This window comes from Pseudomonas sp. LTGT-11-2Z, assembly GCF_003691445.1.
Taxonomy (GTDB): Bacteria; Pseudomonadota; Gammaproteobacteria; order Pseudomonadales; family Pseudomonadaceae; genus Aquipseudomonas; species Aquipseudomonas monteilii.
Genome location: NZ_CP033104.1, coordinates 5131369 through 5149849, shown reverse-complemented (window position 1 = coordinate 5149849; position 18481 = coordinate 5131369). Strand labels below are relative to the sequence as shown.

Annotated in this window: 15 protein-coding genes; 11 read left to right on the top strand and 4 right to left on the bottom strand. The window is 63.3% G+C overall.

Features of this window, described 5'->3' with window-relative positions:
- Positions 1 to 20: 20 nt before the first annotated feature.
- The 3 genes from gatB to gatC are packed head-to-tail and all read right to left on the bottom strand — an operon-like array spanning position 21 to position 3232.
- On the bottom strand, positions 21 to 1466 hold the full coding sequence (gene gatB / locus D8767_RS24325) for an Asp-tRNA(Asn)/Glu-tRNA(Gln) amidotransferase subunit GatB (RefSeq protein WP_016713158.1): 1446 nt from the start codon (positions 1464 to 1466) through the stop codon (positions 21 to 23).
- 11 nt (positions 1467 to 1477) lie between these two features.
- Positions 1478 to 2929: an Asp-tRNA(Asn)/Glu-tRNA(Gln) amidotransferase subunit GatA gene (gene gatA / locus D8767_RS24320; RefSeq protein ID WP_016713157.1), complete on the bottom strand. Its 1452-nt coding sequence runs from the start codon at positions 2927 to 2929 to the stop codon at positions 1478 to 1480.
- A gap of 15 nt (positions 2930 to 2944) precedes the next feature.
- Positions 2945 to 3232: an Asp-tRNA(Asn)/Glu-tRNA(Gln) amidotransferase subunit GatC gene (gene gatC, locus D8767_RS24315; RefSeq protein WP_003255165.1), complete on the bottom strand. Its 288-nt coding sequence runs from the start codon at positions 3230 to 3232 to the stop codon at positions 2945 to 2947.
- 205 nt (positions 3233 to 3437) lie between these two features.
- On the opposite strand from gatC, the gene mreB reads away from it, so the two are divergent.
- The 8 genes from mreB to tldD all read left to right on the top strand — a co-directional run bounded on the left by mreB (position 3438) and on the right by tldD (position 14557).
- Positions 3438 to 4475: a rod shape-determining protein MreB gene (mreB, locus tag D8767_RS24310; RefSeq protein WP_003255163.1), complete on the top strand. Its 1038-nt coding sequence runs from the start codon at positions 3438 to 3440 to the stop codon at positions 4473 to 4475.
- A 226-nt stretch (positions 4476 to 4701) separates the two neighbouring features.
- Entirely contained in the window at positions 4702 to 5706 is a 1005-nt protein-coding gene (mreC, locus tag D8767_RS24305) for a rod shape-determining protein MreC (protein ID WP_028698944.1), read from the top strand.
- On the top strand, positions 5706 to 6194 hold the full coding sequence (mreD, locus tag D8767_RS24300) for a rod shape-determining protein MreD (protein ID WP_016713154.1): 489 nt from the start codon (positions 5706 to 5708) through the stop codon (positions 6192 to 6194). Before mreC ends, mreD begins: the two co-directional genes overlap by 1 nt.
- Positions 6195 to 6227: 33 nt before the next feature.
- On the top strand, positions 6228 to 6839 hold the full coding sequence (locus tag D8767_RS24295) for a nucleoside triphosphate pyrophosphatase (protein ID WP_016713153.1): 612 nt from the start codon (positions 6228 to 6230) through the stop codon (positions 6837 to 6839).
- A 54-nt stretch (positions 6840 to 6893) separates the two neighbouring features.
- Positions 6894 to 8351: a ribonuclease G gene (rng, locus tag D8767_RS24290; protein ID WP_016713152.1), complete on the top strand. Its 1458-nt coding sequence runs from the start codon at positions 6894 to 6896 to the stop codon at positions 8349 to 8351.
- An 82-nt stretch (positions 8352 to 8433) separates the two neighbouring features.
- Positions 8434 to 12255: a YhdP family protein gene (locus tag D8767_RS24285; protein ID WP_016713151.1), complete on the top strand. Its 3822-nt coding sequence runs from the start codon at positions 8434 to 8436 to the stop codon at positions 12253 to 12255.
- Between the two features lie 8 nt (positions 12256 to 12263).
- Complete coding sequence (locus tag D8767_RS24280; RefSeq protein WP_016713150.1) at positions 12264 to 13115, top strand: carbon-nitrogen hydrolase family protein; 852 nt, start codon at positions 12264 to 12266, stop codon at positions 13113 to 13115.
- Positions 13116 to 13117: 2 nt separating this feature from the next.
- Positions 13118 to 14557 (top strand): metalloprotease TldD, encoded by a 1440-nt coding sequence (tldD, locus tag D8767_RS24275; protein WP_016713149.1) that lies wholly within the window; start codon positions 13118 to 13120, stop codon positions 14555 to 14557.
- Positions 14558 to 14592: 35 nt separating this feature from the next.
- On the opposite strand, the gene yjgA is transcribed toward tldD, so the two are convergent.
- A complete protein-coding gene (gene yjgA / locus D8767_RS24270; RefSeq protein WP_016713148.1) occupies positions 14593 to 15114 on the bottom strand; it encodes a ribosome biogenesis factor YjgA in 522 nt (173 codons plus the stop codon).
- Positions 15115 to 15222: 108 nt separating this feature from the next.
- On the opposite strand from yjgA, the gene pmbA reads away from it, so the two are divergent.
- The 3 genes from pmbA (at position 15223) to D8767_RS24255 (ending at position 18467) form a co-directional block, all read left to right on the top strand.
- Entirely contained in the window at positions 15223 to 16569 is a 1347-nt protein-coding gene (gene pmbA / locus D8767_RS24265; protein ID WP_019099450.1) for a metalloprotease PmbA, read from the top strand.
- Between the two features lie 127 nt (positions 16570 to 16696).
- A complete protein-coding gene (locus D8767_RS24260) occupies positions 16697 to 17098 on the top strand; it encodes a hypothetical protein (RefSeq protein WP_016713146.1) in 402 nt (133 codons plus the stop codon).
- Positions 17091 to 18467 carry a lyase family protein gene (locus D8767_RS24255; protein ID WP_028698946.1) on the top strand — a complete coding sequence of 459 codons (1377 nt, stop codon included), beginning with the start codon at positions 17091 to 17093 and terminating at the stop codon, positions 18465 to 18467. The genes D8767_RS24260 and D8767_RS24255 overlap by 8 nt, the downstream gene beginning before the upstream one ends.
- Positions 18468 to 18481 lie beyond the last annotated feature (14 nt).

Sequence of the window (18481 nt, the reverse complement as noted above, 5' to 3'; positions counted from 1 at the left end):
AGCCCTCGCCGATAATCAGGTCAGCCTTCGAGCTTGGCCTTGAGCAATTGGTTCACTTGCCCAGGGTTAGCCTTGCCCTTCGATGCCTTCATCGCCTGGCCGACAAAGAAGCCGAACATCTTGCCTCGCTTGGCTTCATCGGCCGCGCGGTACTGTTCAACCTGCTCGGCATTGGCTGCCAGCATCTCGTCGAGCATCTTGTCGATCGCACCGGTGTCGGTGACCTGCTTCAGGCCTTTGCTCTCGATGATGCTGTCGGCATCGCCTTCACCGGCGGCCATGGCCTCGAACACGGTCTTGGCAATTTTGCCGCTGATGGTGTTGTCGCGGATGCGCAGCAGCATGCCACCCAGTTGTGCAGCGCTGACGGGCGCCTGGTCGATTTCGACACCCAGCTTGTTCAGCAGGCTGCCCAGTTCGACCATGACCCAGTTGGCGGCCAGCTTGGCATCGCCACCGATCTTGACCACTTCTTCGAAGTAGTCAGCCTGTTCGCGGCTGGACGCCAGCACGTTGGCGTCGTAGGCCGACAGGCCGTACTGGCTCTGGAAGCGCTCGACCTTCTGCGGTGGCAGTTCCGGCAGGCCGGCGCGGACGGTTTCGAGGAAGCTGTCCTCGATGACCACCGGCAGCAGGTCCGGGTCGGGGAAGTAACGGTAGTCGTTGGCTTCCTCCTTGCTGCGCATGGAGCGGGTTTCGTCCTTGTTCGGGTCGTACAGGCGGGTTTCCTGCACCACCTTACCGCCGTCTTCGATCAGGTCGATCTGGCGCTGGATTTCGCTGTTGATCGCGCGCTCGATGAAGCGGAACGAGTTGACGTTCTTGATCTCGCAGCGGGTGCCGAATTCGGCCTGGCCTTTCGGGCGGATCGACACGTTGCAGTCGCAACGCAGCGAGCCTTCGGCCATGTTGCCGTCGCAGATGCCCAGGTAGCGCACCAGTGCGTGGATAGCCTTGACGTAGGCCACGGCTTCCTTGGCGCTGCGCATGTCCGGCTCGGAGACGATTTCCAGCAGCGGTGTGCCGGCGCGGTTCAGGTCAATGCCGGTGGAGCCGCTGAAGTCTTCGTGCAGGCTCTTGCCGGCGTCTTCTTCAAGGTGCGCGCGGGTGACCCCGATGCGCTTGATAGTGCCGTCCTCCAGGGCGATGTCCAGGTGGCCCTTGCCGACGATCGGCAGGTCCATCTGGCTGATCTGGTAACCCTTGGGCAGGTCTGGGTAAAAGTAGTTCTTGCGCGCGAACACGTTGCGCTTGCCGATTTCGGCATCGATGGCCAGGCCGAACATGCACGCCATGCGCACGGCTTCCTGGTTCAGCACCGGCAGTACGCCAGGCATCCCTAAGTCAACCAGGCTGGCCTGGGTGTTCGGCTCGGAGCCGAAGGTGGTGGCGCTGCCGGAGAAGATCTTCGACTGGGTGGCGAGCTGAGTGTGGATTTCCAGCCCGATCACAACTTCCCATTGCATGTGTGAATTCCTCAGAAGCCTTTGGGGGCGCGGGTGTGCCAGTCGGTCACTTGCTGGTAGCGGTGCGCGACGTTGAGCAGGCGACCTTCCTGGAAGTACGGCGCCAGCAACTGCACGCCGACCGGCAGGCCGTCGACGAAGCCGGCCGGCATCGACAGGCCCGGCAGGCCCGCCAGGTTGGCGGTGATGGTGTAGACGTCTTCCAGGTAGGCGGCGACCGGGTCGCTGCTCTTGGCGCCAAGCTTCCAGGCCGGGTTTGGCGTGGTCGGGCCGAGGATCAGGTCGACGTCGTTGAAGGCGGCCATGAAGTCGTTCTTGATCAGGCGGCGGATTTGCTGCGCCTTCACGTAGTAGGCGTCGTAGTAGCCGGCCGACAGGGCGTAGGTACCAACCATGATACGGCGCTGTACTTCAACGCCGAAGCCTTCGCCACGGGAGCGCTTGTACAGGTCGGTGAGGTCCTTCGGTGCTTCGCAGCGGTAGCCGAAGCGCACGCCGTCGAAGCGCGACAGGTTAGAGGAGGCTTCAGCCGGAGCGATCACGTAGTAGGCCGGGATGGCGTGCTGCATGTTCGGCAGGCTGATTTCCTTGACCACGGCGCCGAGCTTTTCCAGCTCCTTGACGCTGGCCTGGACCAGGTCGGCGATGCGTGGGTCGAGGCCGGCGCCGAAGTATTCCTTCGGCAGGCCGATGCGCAGGCCCTGCAGCGAGGCGTTGAGGTTGGCGCTGTAGTCCGGCACCGGCTCTTCGATGCTGGTGGAGTCCTTGGCGTCGAAACCGGCCATGCCTTGCAGCAGCAGGGCGCAGTCCTCGGCAGTGCGGGCCAGCGGGCCACCCTGGTCGAGGCTGGAGGCGTAGGCGATCATGCCCCAGCGCGAAACGCGACCGTACGTCGGCTTGAGACCGGTGAGGTTGGTCAGTGCTGCCGGCTGGCGGATCGAGCCGCCGGTGTCGGTGCCGGTGGTGGCCGGCAGCAGGCGTGCAGCCACGGCAGCGGCCGAACCACCCGACGAGCCGCCCGGAACGTGTTCGAGGTTCCACGGGTTCTTCACCGCGCCGTAGTGGCTGGATTCGTTGGCCGACCCCATGGCGAATTCGTCCATGTTGGTCTTGCCCAGGGTGACCATGCCGGCTTCGGCCAGCTTGGCGACCACGGTGGCGTCATACGGCGCCTTGAAGTTGTCGAGCATCTTCGAGCCGCAGCTGGTGCGCACGCCGTTGGTGCAGAACAGGTCCTTGTGGGCGATGGGGGCACCCAGCAGCGCGCCGGTTTCGCCAGCGGCGCGACGGGCGTCGGCGGCACGCGCCTGGCCCAGGGCCAGGTCTTCGGTGACGCTGATGAAGCTGTTGATCTGAGGGTCGAGCTGCTTGATGCGCGCCAGTAGGGCGCCGGTCAGCTCTTCGGAAGAAAACGACTTGTCGGCGAGTCCGCGGGCGATCTCGGCCAGGGTCAATTGATGCATGGCAGGCTCTATCCCTTACTCGATGACTTTGGGAACCAGGTACAGACCGCTTTCGGTCGATGGCGCGATTGCTTGGTAGGCATCACGCTGGTTGCTTTCGGTGACCTGGTCGGGGCGCAGGCGCTGGCTGGCCTCCAGGGGGTGGGCCAGGGGTTCGATGCCAGTGGTATCGACCGCTTGCATCTGGTCGACCAGCCCGAGAATGCTGTTCAGGGCGTCAGTAATGCGTGGCAGTTCGCCATCATTCAGGCCCAGGCGGGCCAGATGGGCGATCTTTTCCACGTCGCAGCGTTCAAGCGCCATGGGGATCTCCAGGGGAAACAAAGAACGGAATTTGGGTCCGCAGTGAGGAACATGTCAGCTTTCTGACGGTCTAACGGCCGCGAATTTCTGCTGGCGTGCTCGGAAAAACAGCCAATTTAACATATTGGCTCCTTGCCCAAAATCCCTGCCATTGTTAGAGTTTGCCGCACTTTTTTACCCACGCTTTCCCCAGGGTCACTTTCCCATGTTCAAGAAACTGCGTGGCATGTTTTCCAGCGATCTTTCCATCGACCTGGGTACTGCCAACACCCTTATTTACGTGCGTGAGCGCGGTATCGTCCTGAATGAGCCCTCGGTTGTTGCCATCCGTACCCATGGCAACCAGAAAAGCGTTGTCGCCGTCGGTACCGAAGCCAAACGCATGCTGGGCCGTACGCCTGGCAACATTGCTGCCATTCGTCCGATGAAGGACGGCGTCATCGCCGACTTCAGCGTGTGCGAAAAAATGTTGCAATATTTTATCAACAAGGTTCACGAGAACAGCTTCCTGCAGCCAAGCCCGCGTGTGCTGATCTGCGTGCCGTGCAAGTCGACCCAGGTAGAGCGCCGCGCCATTCGCGAGTCGGCCCTGGGTGCCGGTGCCCGTGAAGTGTTCCTGATCGAAGAACCCATGGCTGCCGCAATCGGTGCCGGCCTGCCAGTTGAAGAAGCCCGCGGCTCGATGGTCGTCGATATCGGTGGTGGTACCACTGAAATCGCCCTCATCTCGCTGAACGGCGTGGTTTATGCCGAATCCGTCCGCGTTGGCGGCGACCGCTTCGACGAAGCCATCGTCACCTACGTGCGCCGCAACTACGGCAGCCTGATCGGTGAGTCCACCGCCGAGCGCATCAAGCAGGAAATCGGTACCGCCTACCCGGGCGGCGAAGTGCGCGAAGTCGACGTGCGCGGCCGTAATCTGGCCGAGGGCGTACCGCGTGCCTTCACCCTGAACTCCAACGAAGTGCTCGAAGCGCTGCAGGAATCGCTGGCGACCATCGTCCAGGCGGTCAAGAGCGCCCTGGAGCAGTCGCCGCCCGAGCTGGCTTCGGATATCGCCGAACGTGGCCTGGTGCTGACCGGTGGTGGCGCGCTGCTGCGTGACCTCGACAAGCTGCTGGCCCAGGAAACCGGCCTGCCGGTGATCGTCGCCGAAGACCCGCTGACCTGTGTCGCCCGTGGTGGCGGTCGCGCTCTGGAGATGATGGACAAGCACGCGATGGACCTGCTCTCCAGCGAGTGATCCCACTTGCTGTTCGCGAGCGCCCGGTTTACAGGTAGTACGCACAGTGCTACCTGTATGTGCTGGGCTGGCGCCCATTCAGGGCGCCGTATCCGTCAACCCGCAACCAGGCTGGTGCGTTGTCCCATGTCCAATGACCTCCTGAGTCGTCCACGAGGAACGGCCCATTAAACCGCTTTTCTCCAAGGGCCCTTCGCTGGGCGTTCGCCTGCTCGTTCTGGTGGTGATGTCGGTCGCGTTGATGGTTGTCGACGCGCGCTTTGACGTGCTCAAACCCGTGCGCAGCCAGATGGGCGTGGTACTGATGGAGTCGTACTGGATCACCGACCTGCCGCAGCGTGCGTGGCAAGGTGTGGCCGGCCAGTTCGGCAGCCGCAACGAACTGATCGCCGAAAACGAAAAGCTCAAGACCGAGGCCCTGCTGCTGCAGGGGCGCCTGCAAAAGCTGGCGGCCCTGACCGAGCAGAACGTGCGCCTGCGCGAGTTGCTGAACTCTTCGGCGCTGGTCAACGAAAAGGTCGAAGTGGCCGAGCTGATCGGTGTCGACCCCAACCCGTTCACCCACCGCATCCTGATCAACAAGGGCGAGCGTGACGGCGTGTTCCTTGGCCAGCCGGTGCTTGATGCCCGGGGCCTGATGGGCCAGGTGGTCGAACTGATGCCCTACACCTCGCGGGTGCTGCTGCTGACCGACACTACCCACAGCATTCCGGTGCAGGTCAACCGCAACGGCCTGCGCGCCATTGCCAGCGGCACGGGCAACCCAGAGCGCCTGGAACTGCGCCATGTGGCCGATACCGCCGACATCAAGGAAGGCGACCTGCTGGTCAGCTCCGGCATGGGTCAGCGCTTCCCGGCAGGTTATCCGGTGGCCACGGTCAACGAAGTGATTCACGATTCCGGCCAGCCGTTCGCCATCGTGCGCGCCATCCCCACCGCCGCGCTCAATCGCAGCCGCTACATGCTGCTGGTGTTCAGTGACCGGCGTACCCCTGAACAGCGTGCTACCGATGCAGCTATCGCCCAGGAAGAAGCTGACCGCAAGGGCGCCTCGGCCCCTGGCCAGCCGGTAAGCCCGGGCGAGCAGGGCGTGCCAACCAGCACTGCGCCCGTTGTACCGGCCACGACGGCCGCCCCCGCCGCGCCGGCCGCTCAGCCAGCAGCTCCGGCGGCTGCCCCTGCCACGCCGGCTGCCGCGCCTGCCGCACCCGCTCACACCCGGAGGCAATGATGCCTGCATCGCGCCGCAACAACGGCTGGGTCATCTGGCTGACTTTTGCTATTGGCCTGCTGCTCAGCGTCTCGCCCATGCCGCAGTTCATGGAAGTGTTCCGGCCCATGTGGCTGGCCTTGCTGGTGTCGTTCTGGACCCTGGCCGTGCCGAACAAGGTCGGCATGACCACCGCGTTCGTGCTGGGCCTGGCCGAGGACGTGCTGTATGGAACCCTGCTGGGGCAGAACGCACTTATCCTGACCCTCATCACCTTCCTGGTGCTGTCGCTGCAACAGCGCTTGCGCATGTTCCCCATGTGGCAGCAGAGCCTGGTCATCCTGGTGATCTTCGGCATCGCCCAATTGATCCAGCTGTGGCTCAGCGCACTGACCGGCAATCGCCTGCCTACCTTGGCGCTGGTCTGGTCGGCGGTCATCAGTGCCTTGCTCTGGCCGTGGATCAGCTTTGCCCTGCGCGACCTGCGCCGACGCTTGCATATCAACTGACGGCGACGTCGACACTGACAGGGAGATGTCTGCATGAACCCGCTATACCTGGCCTCCGGCTCGCCCCGTCGTCGTGAACTGCTGACCCAGATCGGCGTGCCGTTCAGCGTTGTCAGTGCTCCCATCGATGAAACCCCGCTGCCCGACGAAAGCGCCCAGGCCTACGTCGAACGCCTGGCCCGGGCCAAGGCTGCCGCCGGCCTGGCCAGTGTCGAGGGCCCGGCTGTCGTGCTGGGCGCAGACACCGCCGTGGTGCTCGATGGTCGTATTCTCGGCAAGCCGGAAAGCCGCGAAGATGCCTTGGCCATGCTGGCCGACCTGTCAGGCCGCGAGCATCAGGTACTGACCGCCGTCGCCCTCACCGATGGCCAGCGTGTTCAAAGCTTGAGCGTCACCAGCCATGTGCGCTTCCGTGCGATCAGCGACGATGAAGCGCAGCGCTACTGGGCCAGCGGCGAACCAGCGGACAAGGCGGGTGGCTACGCCATCCAGGGCCTGGGCGCGGTGTTCGTCACTGGCCTGTCCGGCAGCTACTCGGCGGTGGTCGGCCTGCCCCTCAGCGAAACGGCCGATTTGCTTGGCCAGTTCGGCGTTGCCTGCTGGCAATCGCCGGCGCATACGCCAGAGGTAACAAACCTGCAGTAGCCAGCAATGCATACGCCATCCATCATTACAAAAGACCTTTGACGAGAGCCGGCCATGAGTGAAGAGATCCTGATCAACATCACCCCGATGGAGTCACGTGTGGCGGTGGTGGAAAACGGGGTACTGCAGGAGGTGCACGTCGAGCGCACCCAGCGCCGTGGCATTGTTGGCAATATCTACAAGGGCAAGGTGGTGCGCGTGCTGCCAGGCATGCAGGCGGCCTTCGTCGACATTGGCCTGGAGCGCGCAGCGTTCATCCATGCCTCGGAAATTTCCCAGCGCGAAGGCTCGGCGGTAGAGAACATCACCGCCCTGGTCCATGAAGGCCAGGCCTTGGTGGTGCAGGTGACCAAGGACCCGATCGGCACCAAGGGCGCGCGCCTGACCACCCAGTTGTCGATCCCTTCGCGCTACCTGGTGTACATGCCCCGCAGCAGCCATGTTGGCATATCGCTGAAGATTGAAGACGAAGCCGAGCGTGATCGCCTCAAGCAGGTGGTCAGCGGCTGCATGGAAAGTGAAAACATCAAGGATGCCGGTGGCTTTATCCTGCGCACCGCCGCCGAAGGCGCACGTGCTGAAGAAATCCTGCAGGATATCCGCTACCTGCGTCGCCTGTGGGAGCAGATTGGCACCCAGATCAAGACCTGCGGCGCGCCCACGGTCATCTACGAAGACCTGGGCCTGGCCCTGCGCACGCTGCGCGACCTGGTCAACCCGAAGATCGAGAAGATCCGTATCGACTCGCGGGAAACCTTCCAGAAAACCACGCAGTTCGTTGGCGAACTGATGCCGGAAATCGCCGACCGCCTCGAGCACTACCCGGGCGAGCGACCGATCTTCGACCTATACGGCGTTGAAGACGAGATCCAGCGTGCGCTGGAGCGCAAGGTGCCGCTCAAGTCGGGTGGCTATCTGGTGGTCGACCCGGCCGAAGCGATGACCACCATCGATGTGAACACCGGCGCGTTCGTCGGCCATCGCAACCTGGAAGAGACCATCTTCAAGACCAACCTGGAAGCCGCCACCGCCATCGCCCGGCAACTGCGTCTGCGCAATATCGGCGGCATCATCATCATCGACTTCATCGACATGGAAGATGAAGAGCACCAGCGCCAGGTGCTGCGCACCCTGGAAAAACAGCTGGAGCGCGATCACGCCAAGACCAACATCATCGGTATTACCGAGCTGGGCCTGGTGCAGATGACCCGCAAGCGCACCCGTGAAAGCCTGGAGCAGGTGCTGTGTGAGCCCTGCCTGGCCTGCCAGGGGCGCGGCAAACTGAAAACCCCCGAGACCATTTGTTACGAGATCTTCCGTGAGATCCTGCGTGAGGCCCGGGCCTATCAGGCTGAGGGCTACCGTGTACTGGCCAACCAGAAGGTGGTCGACCGCCTGCTGGATGAAGAGTCTGGCAACGTCGCTGAGCTGGAGGCTTTCATCGGTCGAACCATTCGCTTCCAGGTCGAGTCGATGTATTCGCAGGAACAATACGACGTGGTGCTGCTCTGAGGCTTTCCAGAACACGCCGCAGGATGGTCGGGCTGGCAAAACTGCCGCTACCAGCCATCATGGATAAACGACTTGGAGGGCCATGGCCATGGGACGTCTGACCCGCGTTCTTGTCGCCTTGACCCGCTGGGGGCTGGGCTTATGCGCCCTGTTGGCGGTGTTGGTGGCGCTGTATGTCAGCCTCGGTCGCGAACTGGTGCCGCTGGTGGCCGAGTACCGCGCCGATGTGGAAAGCAAGGCCGAGCAGGCGCTGGGCCTGCCGGTGCATGTCGGTGCCCTTGAGGGCCGGTGGAGCGGGCTGGCTCCGGTGCTGCGGGTGCGCGACCTGCAACTGGGCGAAGGCGCTACGGCGTTGCGCCTGGATGACGTGAAGGTGGTGCCTGATGTCTGGGCCAGCCTTACCGCCCGTGAAGTGCGCCTGGCGCGCATTCAGCTGGGCGGCCTGCAACTGATCTTGCGCGAGAACGAGCAGGGCGCCTGGAACCTCGAAGGCCTGCCGAAAAAAGACGACGCACCACTCGACCCCGCCGACCTGCTGCAGCGCCTGCGTCAATTGGGCCGCGTCGATGTGTTCGACAGCCTGGTCACCTTGCACCCCTGGCAGCGTGACCCGCTCACCCTCACCTATGTCAGCGCCGGCCTGCAGGCGGGTGCTTCACGGCAAGTGCTGGAGTTGCGCGCCACCTTGCCGGATGGCCAGCCTCTGTCGCTGAACCTGCAAAGCCGTGTGTCAGCCAAGGCCTGGCGTGATGGCCAGGTGGAGGCCTACCTGAGCCTACCGCAAAGTGACTGGGCGCGCTGGTTGCCACCACGCCTGCTCGGTGAGTGGCAAGCTGAAGCGTTGCGAGCGGGTGGCGAGTTCTGGGTCGATTGGCGCAAAGGGCAGTTGCAGCAGGCTGTGGTGCGGCTTAACGCGCCTGAACTGCGGGGTGCCTATACCGGCCGCAAGGCTGCCACGCTGAGCAACCTGGCCCTGGGCGCCTGGTTCCAGCGCCGGGATCAAGGCTTCGATGTGGTGGTCGACTCCCTGGCCATGGACATCGGCAAGGCCCGCTGGGAGTCGCACTTGCAGTTGCAGCAGCGCCCGGGCGAGAACGCAGCCGATGAAAACTGGCGGGTGCAGGCCGACCGGCTCGATCTCACGCCCTTGACCCCGTTGATCGATGCTTTGGCGCCGTTGCCTGAGAAGGTCATGGCCGTGGTCGATGGCCTGAAAGTAACCGGCGCGCTGCGCAATGTGCGGTTGGAGGCCCGGCCGAAAGCCGAGGGCGACAAACGCCTGCAGTTCGAGGCCAACCTGGAAAAGGTCGGTTTCGATGCCTATCACAATGCCCCGGCTGCCGGTAACGTCAGCGGCAGCATCAGCGGTGACCTGGGCCATGGTGAGCTGCGGTTGGATACGGAGGCGTTCATGCTGCATCTGTACCCGATCTTCGCCAAGCCCTGGCACTACCAGAAGGCCAATGCACGCCTGACCTGGGCCTTGGACAAAGACGGTTTCACCCTGATTGCGCCGTACCTCAAGGTGCTGGGCGAAGAGGGCAAGGTCGCCGGTGATTTCCTGATTCGCCTGTTGTTCGAGGAAGGCCGCGAGGACTACATGGACCTGCGCGTCGGCCTGACCGAAGGCGATGGCCGCTATACCGCCAAGTACTTGCCCGAGGTGCTCAGCCCGGCCCTCGACGAGTGGTTGCGCAGCGCGATCGTCAAGGGCACGGTGGATGAAGGCTACTTCCAGTACCAGGGCTCGCTGAATCATGGCGCGGCTCCCGAAGCACGCAGTATCAGCCTGTTCTTCAAGGTGCGCGATGCCGCCCTGGACTTCCAGCCTGGCTGGCCGCAGGTGCAGCACGTGGATGGCGATGTGTTCATCGAGGACAGCGGTGTGCGCATCAAGGCCCAACGCGGCGTGTTGCTCGACACCAAGGTCAGCGATGTGACGGTCGATATCCCGCATGTCGACGGTGATCAGCACAGCCACCTGTACCTGGATGGAGACTTCGACGGCACCCTGGGCGATGGGCTGAAAATTCTCAAGGAAGCGCCAATCGGTACCGGTGAGATTTTCGCCGGCTGGGAGGGTGAAGGGCCGCTGAAGGGCAAGGTCAAGCTCGATATCCCCTTGGCCCATGGGCCGCGACCGAAAGTACAGGTGGACTTCGCCACCAACGATGCGCGGCTGAAAGTCGCCCCGCCGAGCCTGGAGTTGAACCGCCTGAAGGGTGATTTCAGCTTTGATTTCGACAAAGGCCTGAGCGGCAAGGGCATCAGCCTGCAAGCCTTCGGCAAGCCGGTAACGGCGCAAATCACTGCTGAAGGCCAGGCCGGCCAGATGCAGACCCGCATTAATGCCAATGGCCAGGTGTCGCTCAAGGCGTTGACCGAATGGCTGCAGTTCAAGCAGGCCCTACCGGCCTCCGGCGACTTGCCTTACCAGCTACAGGTCAACCTGGGTAGCCGGGAAAACAGCCTGAGCGTCACTTCCAACCTCAAGGGCCTGGCAATCGACCTGCCGGCACCGTTCGGCAAAGCGGTGGCGGATACCCGCGACAGCCGTTTCAGCATGAACCTGCAGGGGGCGGAGCGTCGCTTCGATGCCGCCTACACCGACCTTGCCCGCTTTGCTTATGCCGCGCCGGCCGACGCACTGGCCCAGGGGCGCGGTGAGTTGTTGCTGGGCGCCGGTAACGCTCAAGTGCCGGCCGGTCAAGGCCTGCGGATACGTGGCCGCCTGGAGGCTTTGGACCTGGCACCTTGGCAAGAGCAGGCAGCGCGCCTGGCGGGCGACGACCCCGGTGGCAGCGCGCGGCAAAACCTGCAAAGCGTAGACCTGAGCATTGGCCAGTTGAAAGCCTTTGGCATGGACCTGAATCAGGCAGTGGTGAGGCTGGCACGAGGCGGTCAGGCTTGGGACCTGCGCCTTGACAGCAAGGAAGTGATAGGTAACGCACGCGTGCCGGATGCCAAAGGATCGCCCATGGTGGTGCGCATGCAAACCTTGCGTTTGCCGGCGGCCGACCCTGCCCAGGCGCAAGCTGAGGATGGCCCCGATCCGCTGGCCTCGTTCGACCCGCGCAAGGTCCCGGCGCTGGACCTGAGCATCGACAAGCTGTACCGCGGCGACGACTTGTTCGGCAGTGCCTCGATCAAGTTGCGACCCACCGCGCGTGGTGTTAGCGCCCGTGATATCGACCTCGACTTCAAAGGCCTGCGTATCGACGGCGGCGGTGGCTGGGAAGGCGAAACGGGTAAGACCAGCAGCTGGTACAAAGGGCGCCTGGACGGTAAGAACCTGGCCGATGTACTCAAGGCCTGGGGCTTTGCCCCGACCGTGACCAGCCGCGATTTCCGCCTGGATGTGGATGGCCGCTGGCCGGGTTCGCCGGCTGCGGTCGGGCTGGAGCGCTTCTCGGGCAGCATGGACGCGGCACTGCGTACCGGCCAGTTCGTCGAGGTTGAAGGCAGCGCCCAGGCGTTGCGGGTATTCGGCCTGCTCAACTTCAACTCCATTGGCCGACGCCTGCGTCTGGACTTCTCCGACCTGTTCGAGAAAGGCCTGGCCTATGACCGGGTCAAGGGCCTGCTGGTGGCCAGTGACGGGGTGTATGTGACCCGCGAGCCCATCAGCGTGACCGGCCCGTCGAGCAATTTCGAGCTGGATGGGACCCTGGACATGGTGCGCGACCGGATTGATGCCAATCTGCAGGTCAGCCTGCCGGTTACCAACAACCTGCCGCTGGCGGCACTGATTGTCGGCGCGCCGGCTGTAGGTGGCGCCTTGTTCCTGGTCGATCGGTTGATCGGTGACCGTGTTTCGCGCTTTGCCAGTGTGCACTACCGTGTCGAAGGACCGGTTAAAGAGCCTAGAATCACCTTTGTGAAACCTTTCGAGAAATCCCGCTAGGAGTGCCCATGAAGGCAGCGGTAATCCAGATGGTCAGCCAGGACGATGTGCTGGACAACCTGCAACGTGCCGGTGCCCTGTTGGAGCAGGCCGCGATGGGCGGCGCACGGCTGGCCGTGCTGCCAGAAAATTTCGCTGCCATGGGCCGTAAGGATGCCGCTGCCATCGGCCGTGCCGAAGCGTTGGGTGAAGGGCCGATCCTGCCATGGTTGAAACGCACCGCCCGTGACCTCAAGTTATGGATTGTTGCCGGTACCTTGCCCTTGCCACCGGTCGGCCAGCCCGAGGCCAAGGCCCATGCCTGCTCGCTGTTGATCGATGAACACGGCGAGGTCGCGGCACGTTATGACAAGCTGCACCTGTTTGACGTGGATGTTGCCGACAACCGTGGCCGTTACCGTGAGTCGGACGACTACGCCCATGGTGCTCAGGTGGTGGTGGCTGATACGCCGGTCGGGCGGCTGGGGTTGAGCGTGTGCTACGACTTGCGCTTCCCCGAGCTGTACAGCGCACTGCGTGCTGCCGGCGCGGAGCTGATCACTGCGCCGGCTGCCTTTACGGCAGTGACAGGCGCGGCCCATTGGGAGGTACTGGTACGCGCCCGAGCCATCGAGACCCAGTGCTACCTGCTGGCTGCGGCGCAGGGAGGCACCCACCCAGGCCCACGGGAAACCCATGGGCATGCGGCGATTGTCGACCCTTGGGGGCGCATCGTTGCAGAACAGGCGCAAGGCGAAGCGGTACTGCTTGCCGAGCGCGACATTGAAGAACAAGCGTCCATTCGGGCGCGCATGCCGGTGGTATCGCACCGGCGCTTTTTCTCGCAGGGCGCGTTGCGGCCTGCGCACACCGCGGAGTGACTATGAGCCAGATGTTATCCACCGTCAGTGAGCAGCTCCTGGCCCCAGGCGGCTTGACCCTGGACAGCCTGCAGAGCGTGCTGGGTGAGTTGGCTGGCCCCGGCATCGACGCCGCCGACCTGTATTTCCAGGGCCAGATCTCGGAAACCTGGGCGCTGGAAGATGGCATCGTCAAAGAGGGCAGTTTCAACCTCGACCAGGGCGTGGGCGTGCGTGCCCAGTCCGGTGAAAAGACCGGGTTCGCCTACAGCAATGCAATCAACCTCGAGGCGCTGACCTCGGCGGCGCGCGCCGCCCGTTCCATTTCCCGTGCCGGTCAAAACGGAACGGTGCAGGCCTTCCGCAGCCAGGACGTCACAGCCCTGTATGCGGCAGACAACCCGCTGGATGTACTGAGCCGTGCGGAAAAGGTCGAACTGCTCAAGCGTGTCGACGCCGCCACCCGTGCCCTGGACCCGCGAATTCAGCAGGTCAGTGTGAGCATGGCCGGGGTTTGGGAGCGTATCCTGATTGCGGCGGCCGATGGCAGCCTGGCTGCCGACGTGCGTCCGCTGGTGCGCTTCAACGTCAGCGTCATCGTCGAGCAGAACGGCCGGCGCGAACGCGGCGGGCAGGGTGGTGGTGGGCGTACCGACTACCGCTTCTTCACTGAAGAGCGCGTGATGGGCTATGCCCGTGAAGCGCTGCGTCAGGCCCTGGTGAACCTGGAAGCGATTCCGGCTCCGGCCGGTACCTTGCCGGTGGTGTTGGGTTCGGGGTGGTCGGGTGTGCTGTTGCACGAGGCTGTCGGCCATGGCCTGGAAGGTGACTTCAACCGCAAGGGCAGTTCGGCTTTCAGCGGCCGTATCGGCGAGAAAGTGGCATCGAGCCTGTGCACCATCGTTGACGATGGCACGCTTGAGGGCCGCCGTGGTTCGCTGAGCGTCGATGACGAAGGTACCCCGACCGAGTGCACCACGTTGATCGAGAACGGGGTGCTCAAGGGCTACATGCAGGACAAGCTGAACGCACGCCTGATGGGCATGGCGGTGACCGGTAACGGGCGCCGCGAATCCTACGCACACCTGCCGATGCCACGCATGACCAATACCTACATGCGGGCTGGCGAAAGCGATCCGCAAGAAATCATTGCATCGGTGAAAAAAGGGATCTACTGCGCCAATCTGGGCGGCGGCCAGGTGGACATCACCAGCGGCAAGTTCGTGTTCTCGACCAGTGAGGCCTACCTGATCGAAGACGGCAAGATTACTGCACCTGTGAAAGGCGCAACCCTGATCGGCAATGGTCCTGAGGCGATGAGCCGGGTGTCGATGGTCGGTAACGACCTGGCGCTGGACAGCGGAGTGGGCACATGCGGCAAGGACGGGCAGTCGGTGCCGGTGGGGGTAGGGCAGCCTACCTTGAAGCTGGATGCGATTACCGTGGGCGGTACCGGGGCGTGATGGCTTTTGGGGGCCGCAAAGCGGCCCCCAAGGGGTCAGCGCAACCCGCGCTGCAACTCGTCGAGGTCGCGGATGTACTTGAACACCTTGCGCGCAGCGGCAGGTGGCTTGTTCCGGGCCTTTTCGTGTTGAGCATGGCGCACCAGCGAACGCATTTGCTGGCGATCGGTTTCGGGGTACTCGTTGACGAAACGCTCGAGGTCTTCGTCGTTACCGTCGATCAGCCGGTCACGCCAGCGCTCCAGGTTGTGGAATCGCTCGTTGTACTGGCGAGTCGAGCTGTCCATCTGTTCGAGCAAGGCGTGGATGGCATCCAGGTCCTGTACGCGCATCAGCTTGCCGACGAACGACATGTGGCGCTTACGGGCGCCATGAGCGGTGTGCTTGCTGGCTTCAGCCAGTGCTTTGCGCAGCTCGTCGGTCAACGGCAGGCGTGCCAGGGTATCGGCCTTGAGCGTGGTCAGGCGCTCGCCAAGTTCGACCAGCGCATGCAGTTCGCGCTTGATCTGGGTTTTGCTTTTTTCGCCGTCGAAGGCGTCGTCGTTTGAATCAACCATGGTGGCAGTCCGCTAGAAATCGCCGCCATGATAACCAGTCGGGGGCCGCTTGTCCGGCCCGGTCGTAGAATGACCCTCGCCGAACGCAGAATTTGAGTGGAGAGAACCATGAGTGCAGTCCAGAGCGTAGGTCCGAAAGACCTGCCAGCATTGCAGGAGCAGGTCGAGGCAATCATCGCCGAGGCTCGCCGCCAAGGGGCCAGTGCCTGCGAAGTGGCCGTGTCGCTGGAGCAGGGCCTGTCCACCACGGTACGCCAGCGTGAGGTCGAGACCGTTGAGTTCAATCGCGACCAGGGCTTTGGCATTACCCTCTACGTTGGCCAGCGCAAAGGTTCGGCCAGCACTTCGGCCAGTGGCCCGGACGCGATCCGCGAAACCGTCGCTGCGGCGTTGGCCATTGCCAAGCATACTTCCGAGGACGAATGCTCGGGCCTTGCGGACGCCGCGTTGATGGCCCGGGACATCCCGGACCTGGACCTTTATCACGACTGGGACATTGAGCCCGAGAAGGCCATCGAGATGGCCCTGGCCTGCGAGGCTGCGGCGTTCGATGCCGACCCGCGCATCCTCAATGCCGATGGCACCACCCTCAATACCCACCAGGGCTGCCGCGTGTATGGCAACAGCCATGGCTTCATCGGGGGCTACGCTTCGACCCGGCACAGCCTGAGCTGCGTCATGATCGCCGAAGGCGACGGCCAGATGCAGCGCGACTATTGGTATGACGTAAACCGCCAAGGCAACCTGCTCGCCGATCCGCGCAGTATCGGTGTACGCGCTGCCCAGCGTGCCGCCAGCCGCCTGGGCGCGCGCCCGGTGCCCACTTGCGAGGTGCCGGTGCTGTTTTCCGCCGAGCTGGCCGGCGGCCTGTTCGGCAGCTTCCTCTCGGCCATTTCCGGCGGCAATCTTTACCGCAAATCGTCATTCCTTGAAGGGACCATTGGCCAGCGCCTGTTCCCCTCCTGGCTAACCCTCGACGAGCGCCCGCACATTCCGCGAGCGCTGGGCAGCGCCGCATTCGATGGTGACGGCCTGGCCACCTATGCCAAGCCGTTCGTCGACAAAGGCGAGCTGGTGTCGTACCTGCTGGGCACGTATTCCGGGCGCAAGCTGGGCTTGCCAAGTACTGCCAACGCCGGTGGCGTGCATAACCTGTACGTCAGCCATGGTGTCGAAGACCAGGCAGCACTGATCCGCCGCATGGGCCGTGGCCTGCTGGTCACCGAGCTGATGGGGCATGGCCTGAACATGGTGACCGGGGATTATTCCCGTGGTGCGGCAGGCTTCTGGGTTGAGAACGGCGAGATCCAGCACGCGGTGCAGGAAGTGACCATTGCCGGCAATATGAAGGACATGTTCCAGCAAATTGTCGCGATCGGGAGTGATCTCGAAACCCGTAGCAACATTCACACGGGTTCTGTACTGATTGAGCGAATGACTGTAGCGGGTAGCTGATTCGTTCCAGATACCTTGGCAATTCAGAAGACCCGGCCCTGCGCCGGGTTTTTTGTTTCATCACCTTTTTCTTGAAGTGATTCTGTTTATCACTTAATAATGAATATCATTATCCAGTAACCCGGCGATGATGTTCATGAAACCCGTCCTCCGCGAACTGCCCTACCTGGAAAACTGGCGCTGGCTCAGCCGGCGCATCCGCTGTGCGCTCGAACCCGACGAGCCACGCCTGATCGAGCATTACCTGGCCGAGGGCCGCTATCTGGTGTGCTGCACCGAAACCTCGCCATGGACGGTGGCACTGACCTCCTTGCGCCTGTTACTGGATACCGCCCGCGACCGCATGCTGCCCTGGCATTGGCGCTGCCTGTGCCTGGACCAGGCCTGGCGCCCCTTGCTGGACCTGCGCAATCTCGATCGCCAGGAACAGAACCAGCGCTGGCAGCCCTACGCCCTGCAGTTGGCCAATTGCCGCCTGCTGCCGTCGATTTCCCCCGATGAACTGATGCAAGGATTTGATGATGAGTGATACCCGTATCGAGCGTGACAGCATGGGCGAACTGCAGGTGCCGGCCAAGGCCCTGTACGGTGCCCAGACCCAGCGCGCGGTCGACAACTTCCCGGTCAGCGGCCAGCGCATGCCGGCCCAGTTCATTCGCGCGCTGTTGCTGGCCAAGGCGGCTGCCGCCAAGGCCAACGTCGAGCTGGAGCAATTGTCTGCCGCGCAGGGCAATGCCATCGTCAAGGCGGTCGAGCAACTGCTGGCCGAGGACTTCATCCAGCATTTCCCGGTAGATGTGTTCCAGACCGGCTCCGGCACCAGCTCGAACATGAACGCCAACGAGGTGATCGCCACCCTGGCCAGCCGTGTACTGGGTGATGCGGTGAACGCCAACGACCACGTCAACTGTGGCCAGAGCAGCAACGACATCATCCCGACCACCATTCACGTCAGTGCTGCACTGGCCCTGAACGAACAACTGCTTCCGGCCCTGAGCCACCTGGTGCAGGTGATCGAGACCAAGTCGGTGCAGGTGCATCAGTACGTGAAAACCGGCCGTACCCACTTGATGGACGCCATGCCGGTGCGCATGAGCCAGGTGCTGGATGGCTGGGCCGCGCAGATCAACGCTGCCAAGGCGCACATCGAAGCGACCCTGCCGAGCTTGCAGGCGCTGGCCCAAGGTGGCACTGCCGTGGGTACCGGCATCAACGCCCACCCACAGTTCGCGGCCGGTTTCGCCCGCCAGCTCAGCGGCCTGACCCAGGTCGAGTTCACCCCGGGCCAGAACCTGTTCGCCCTGATCGGCTCGCAAGACACTGCCGTGGCGCTGTCTGGCCAGCTCAAGACCACTGCCGTGGCGCTGATGAAGATCGCCAACGACCTGCGCTGGATGAACTCCGGCCCGCTCGCCGGCCTGGGCGAAATCGAGCTGCAAGGCCTGCAACCGGGCTCTTCGATCATGCCTGGCAAGGTCAACCCGGTGATTCCTGAGGCCACCGCCATGGTTGCTGCCCAGGTGATCGGCAACGACGCCACCATCGCTGTCGCTGGCCAGTCCGGCAACTTCGAGCTGAACGTGATGCTGCCGGTGATCGCCCGCAACCTGCTGGAAAGCATCGAGCTGATGGCCAACGTCAGCCGTCTGCTGGCCGACAAGGCCATCGCCACGTTCAAGGTCAACGAGGGCAAGCTCAAGGAAGCTCTGGCGCGCAACCCGATTCTGGTCACTGCGCTGAACCCGATTATCGGCTACCTCAAGGCCGCCGAAATCGCCAAGACCGCCTACAAGCAGGGGCGCCCGATCATCGACGTGGCGCTGGAACACACCGACCTGTCGCGCGACCAGCTGGAAGCACTGCTGGACCCGGAAAAACTCACCGCTGGCGGTATCTGACACTGCGTCACCGC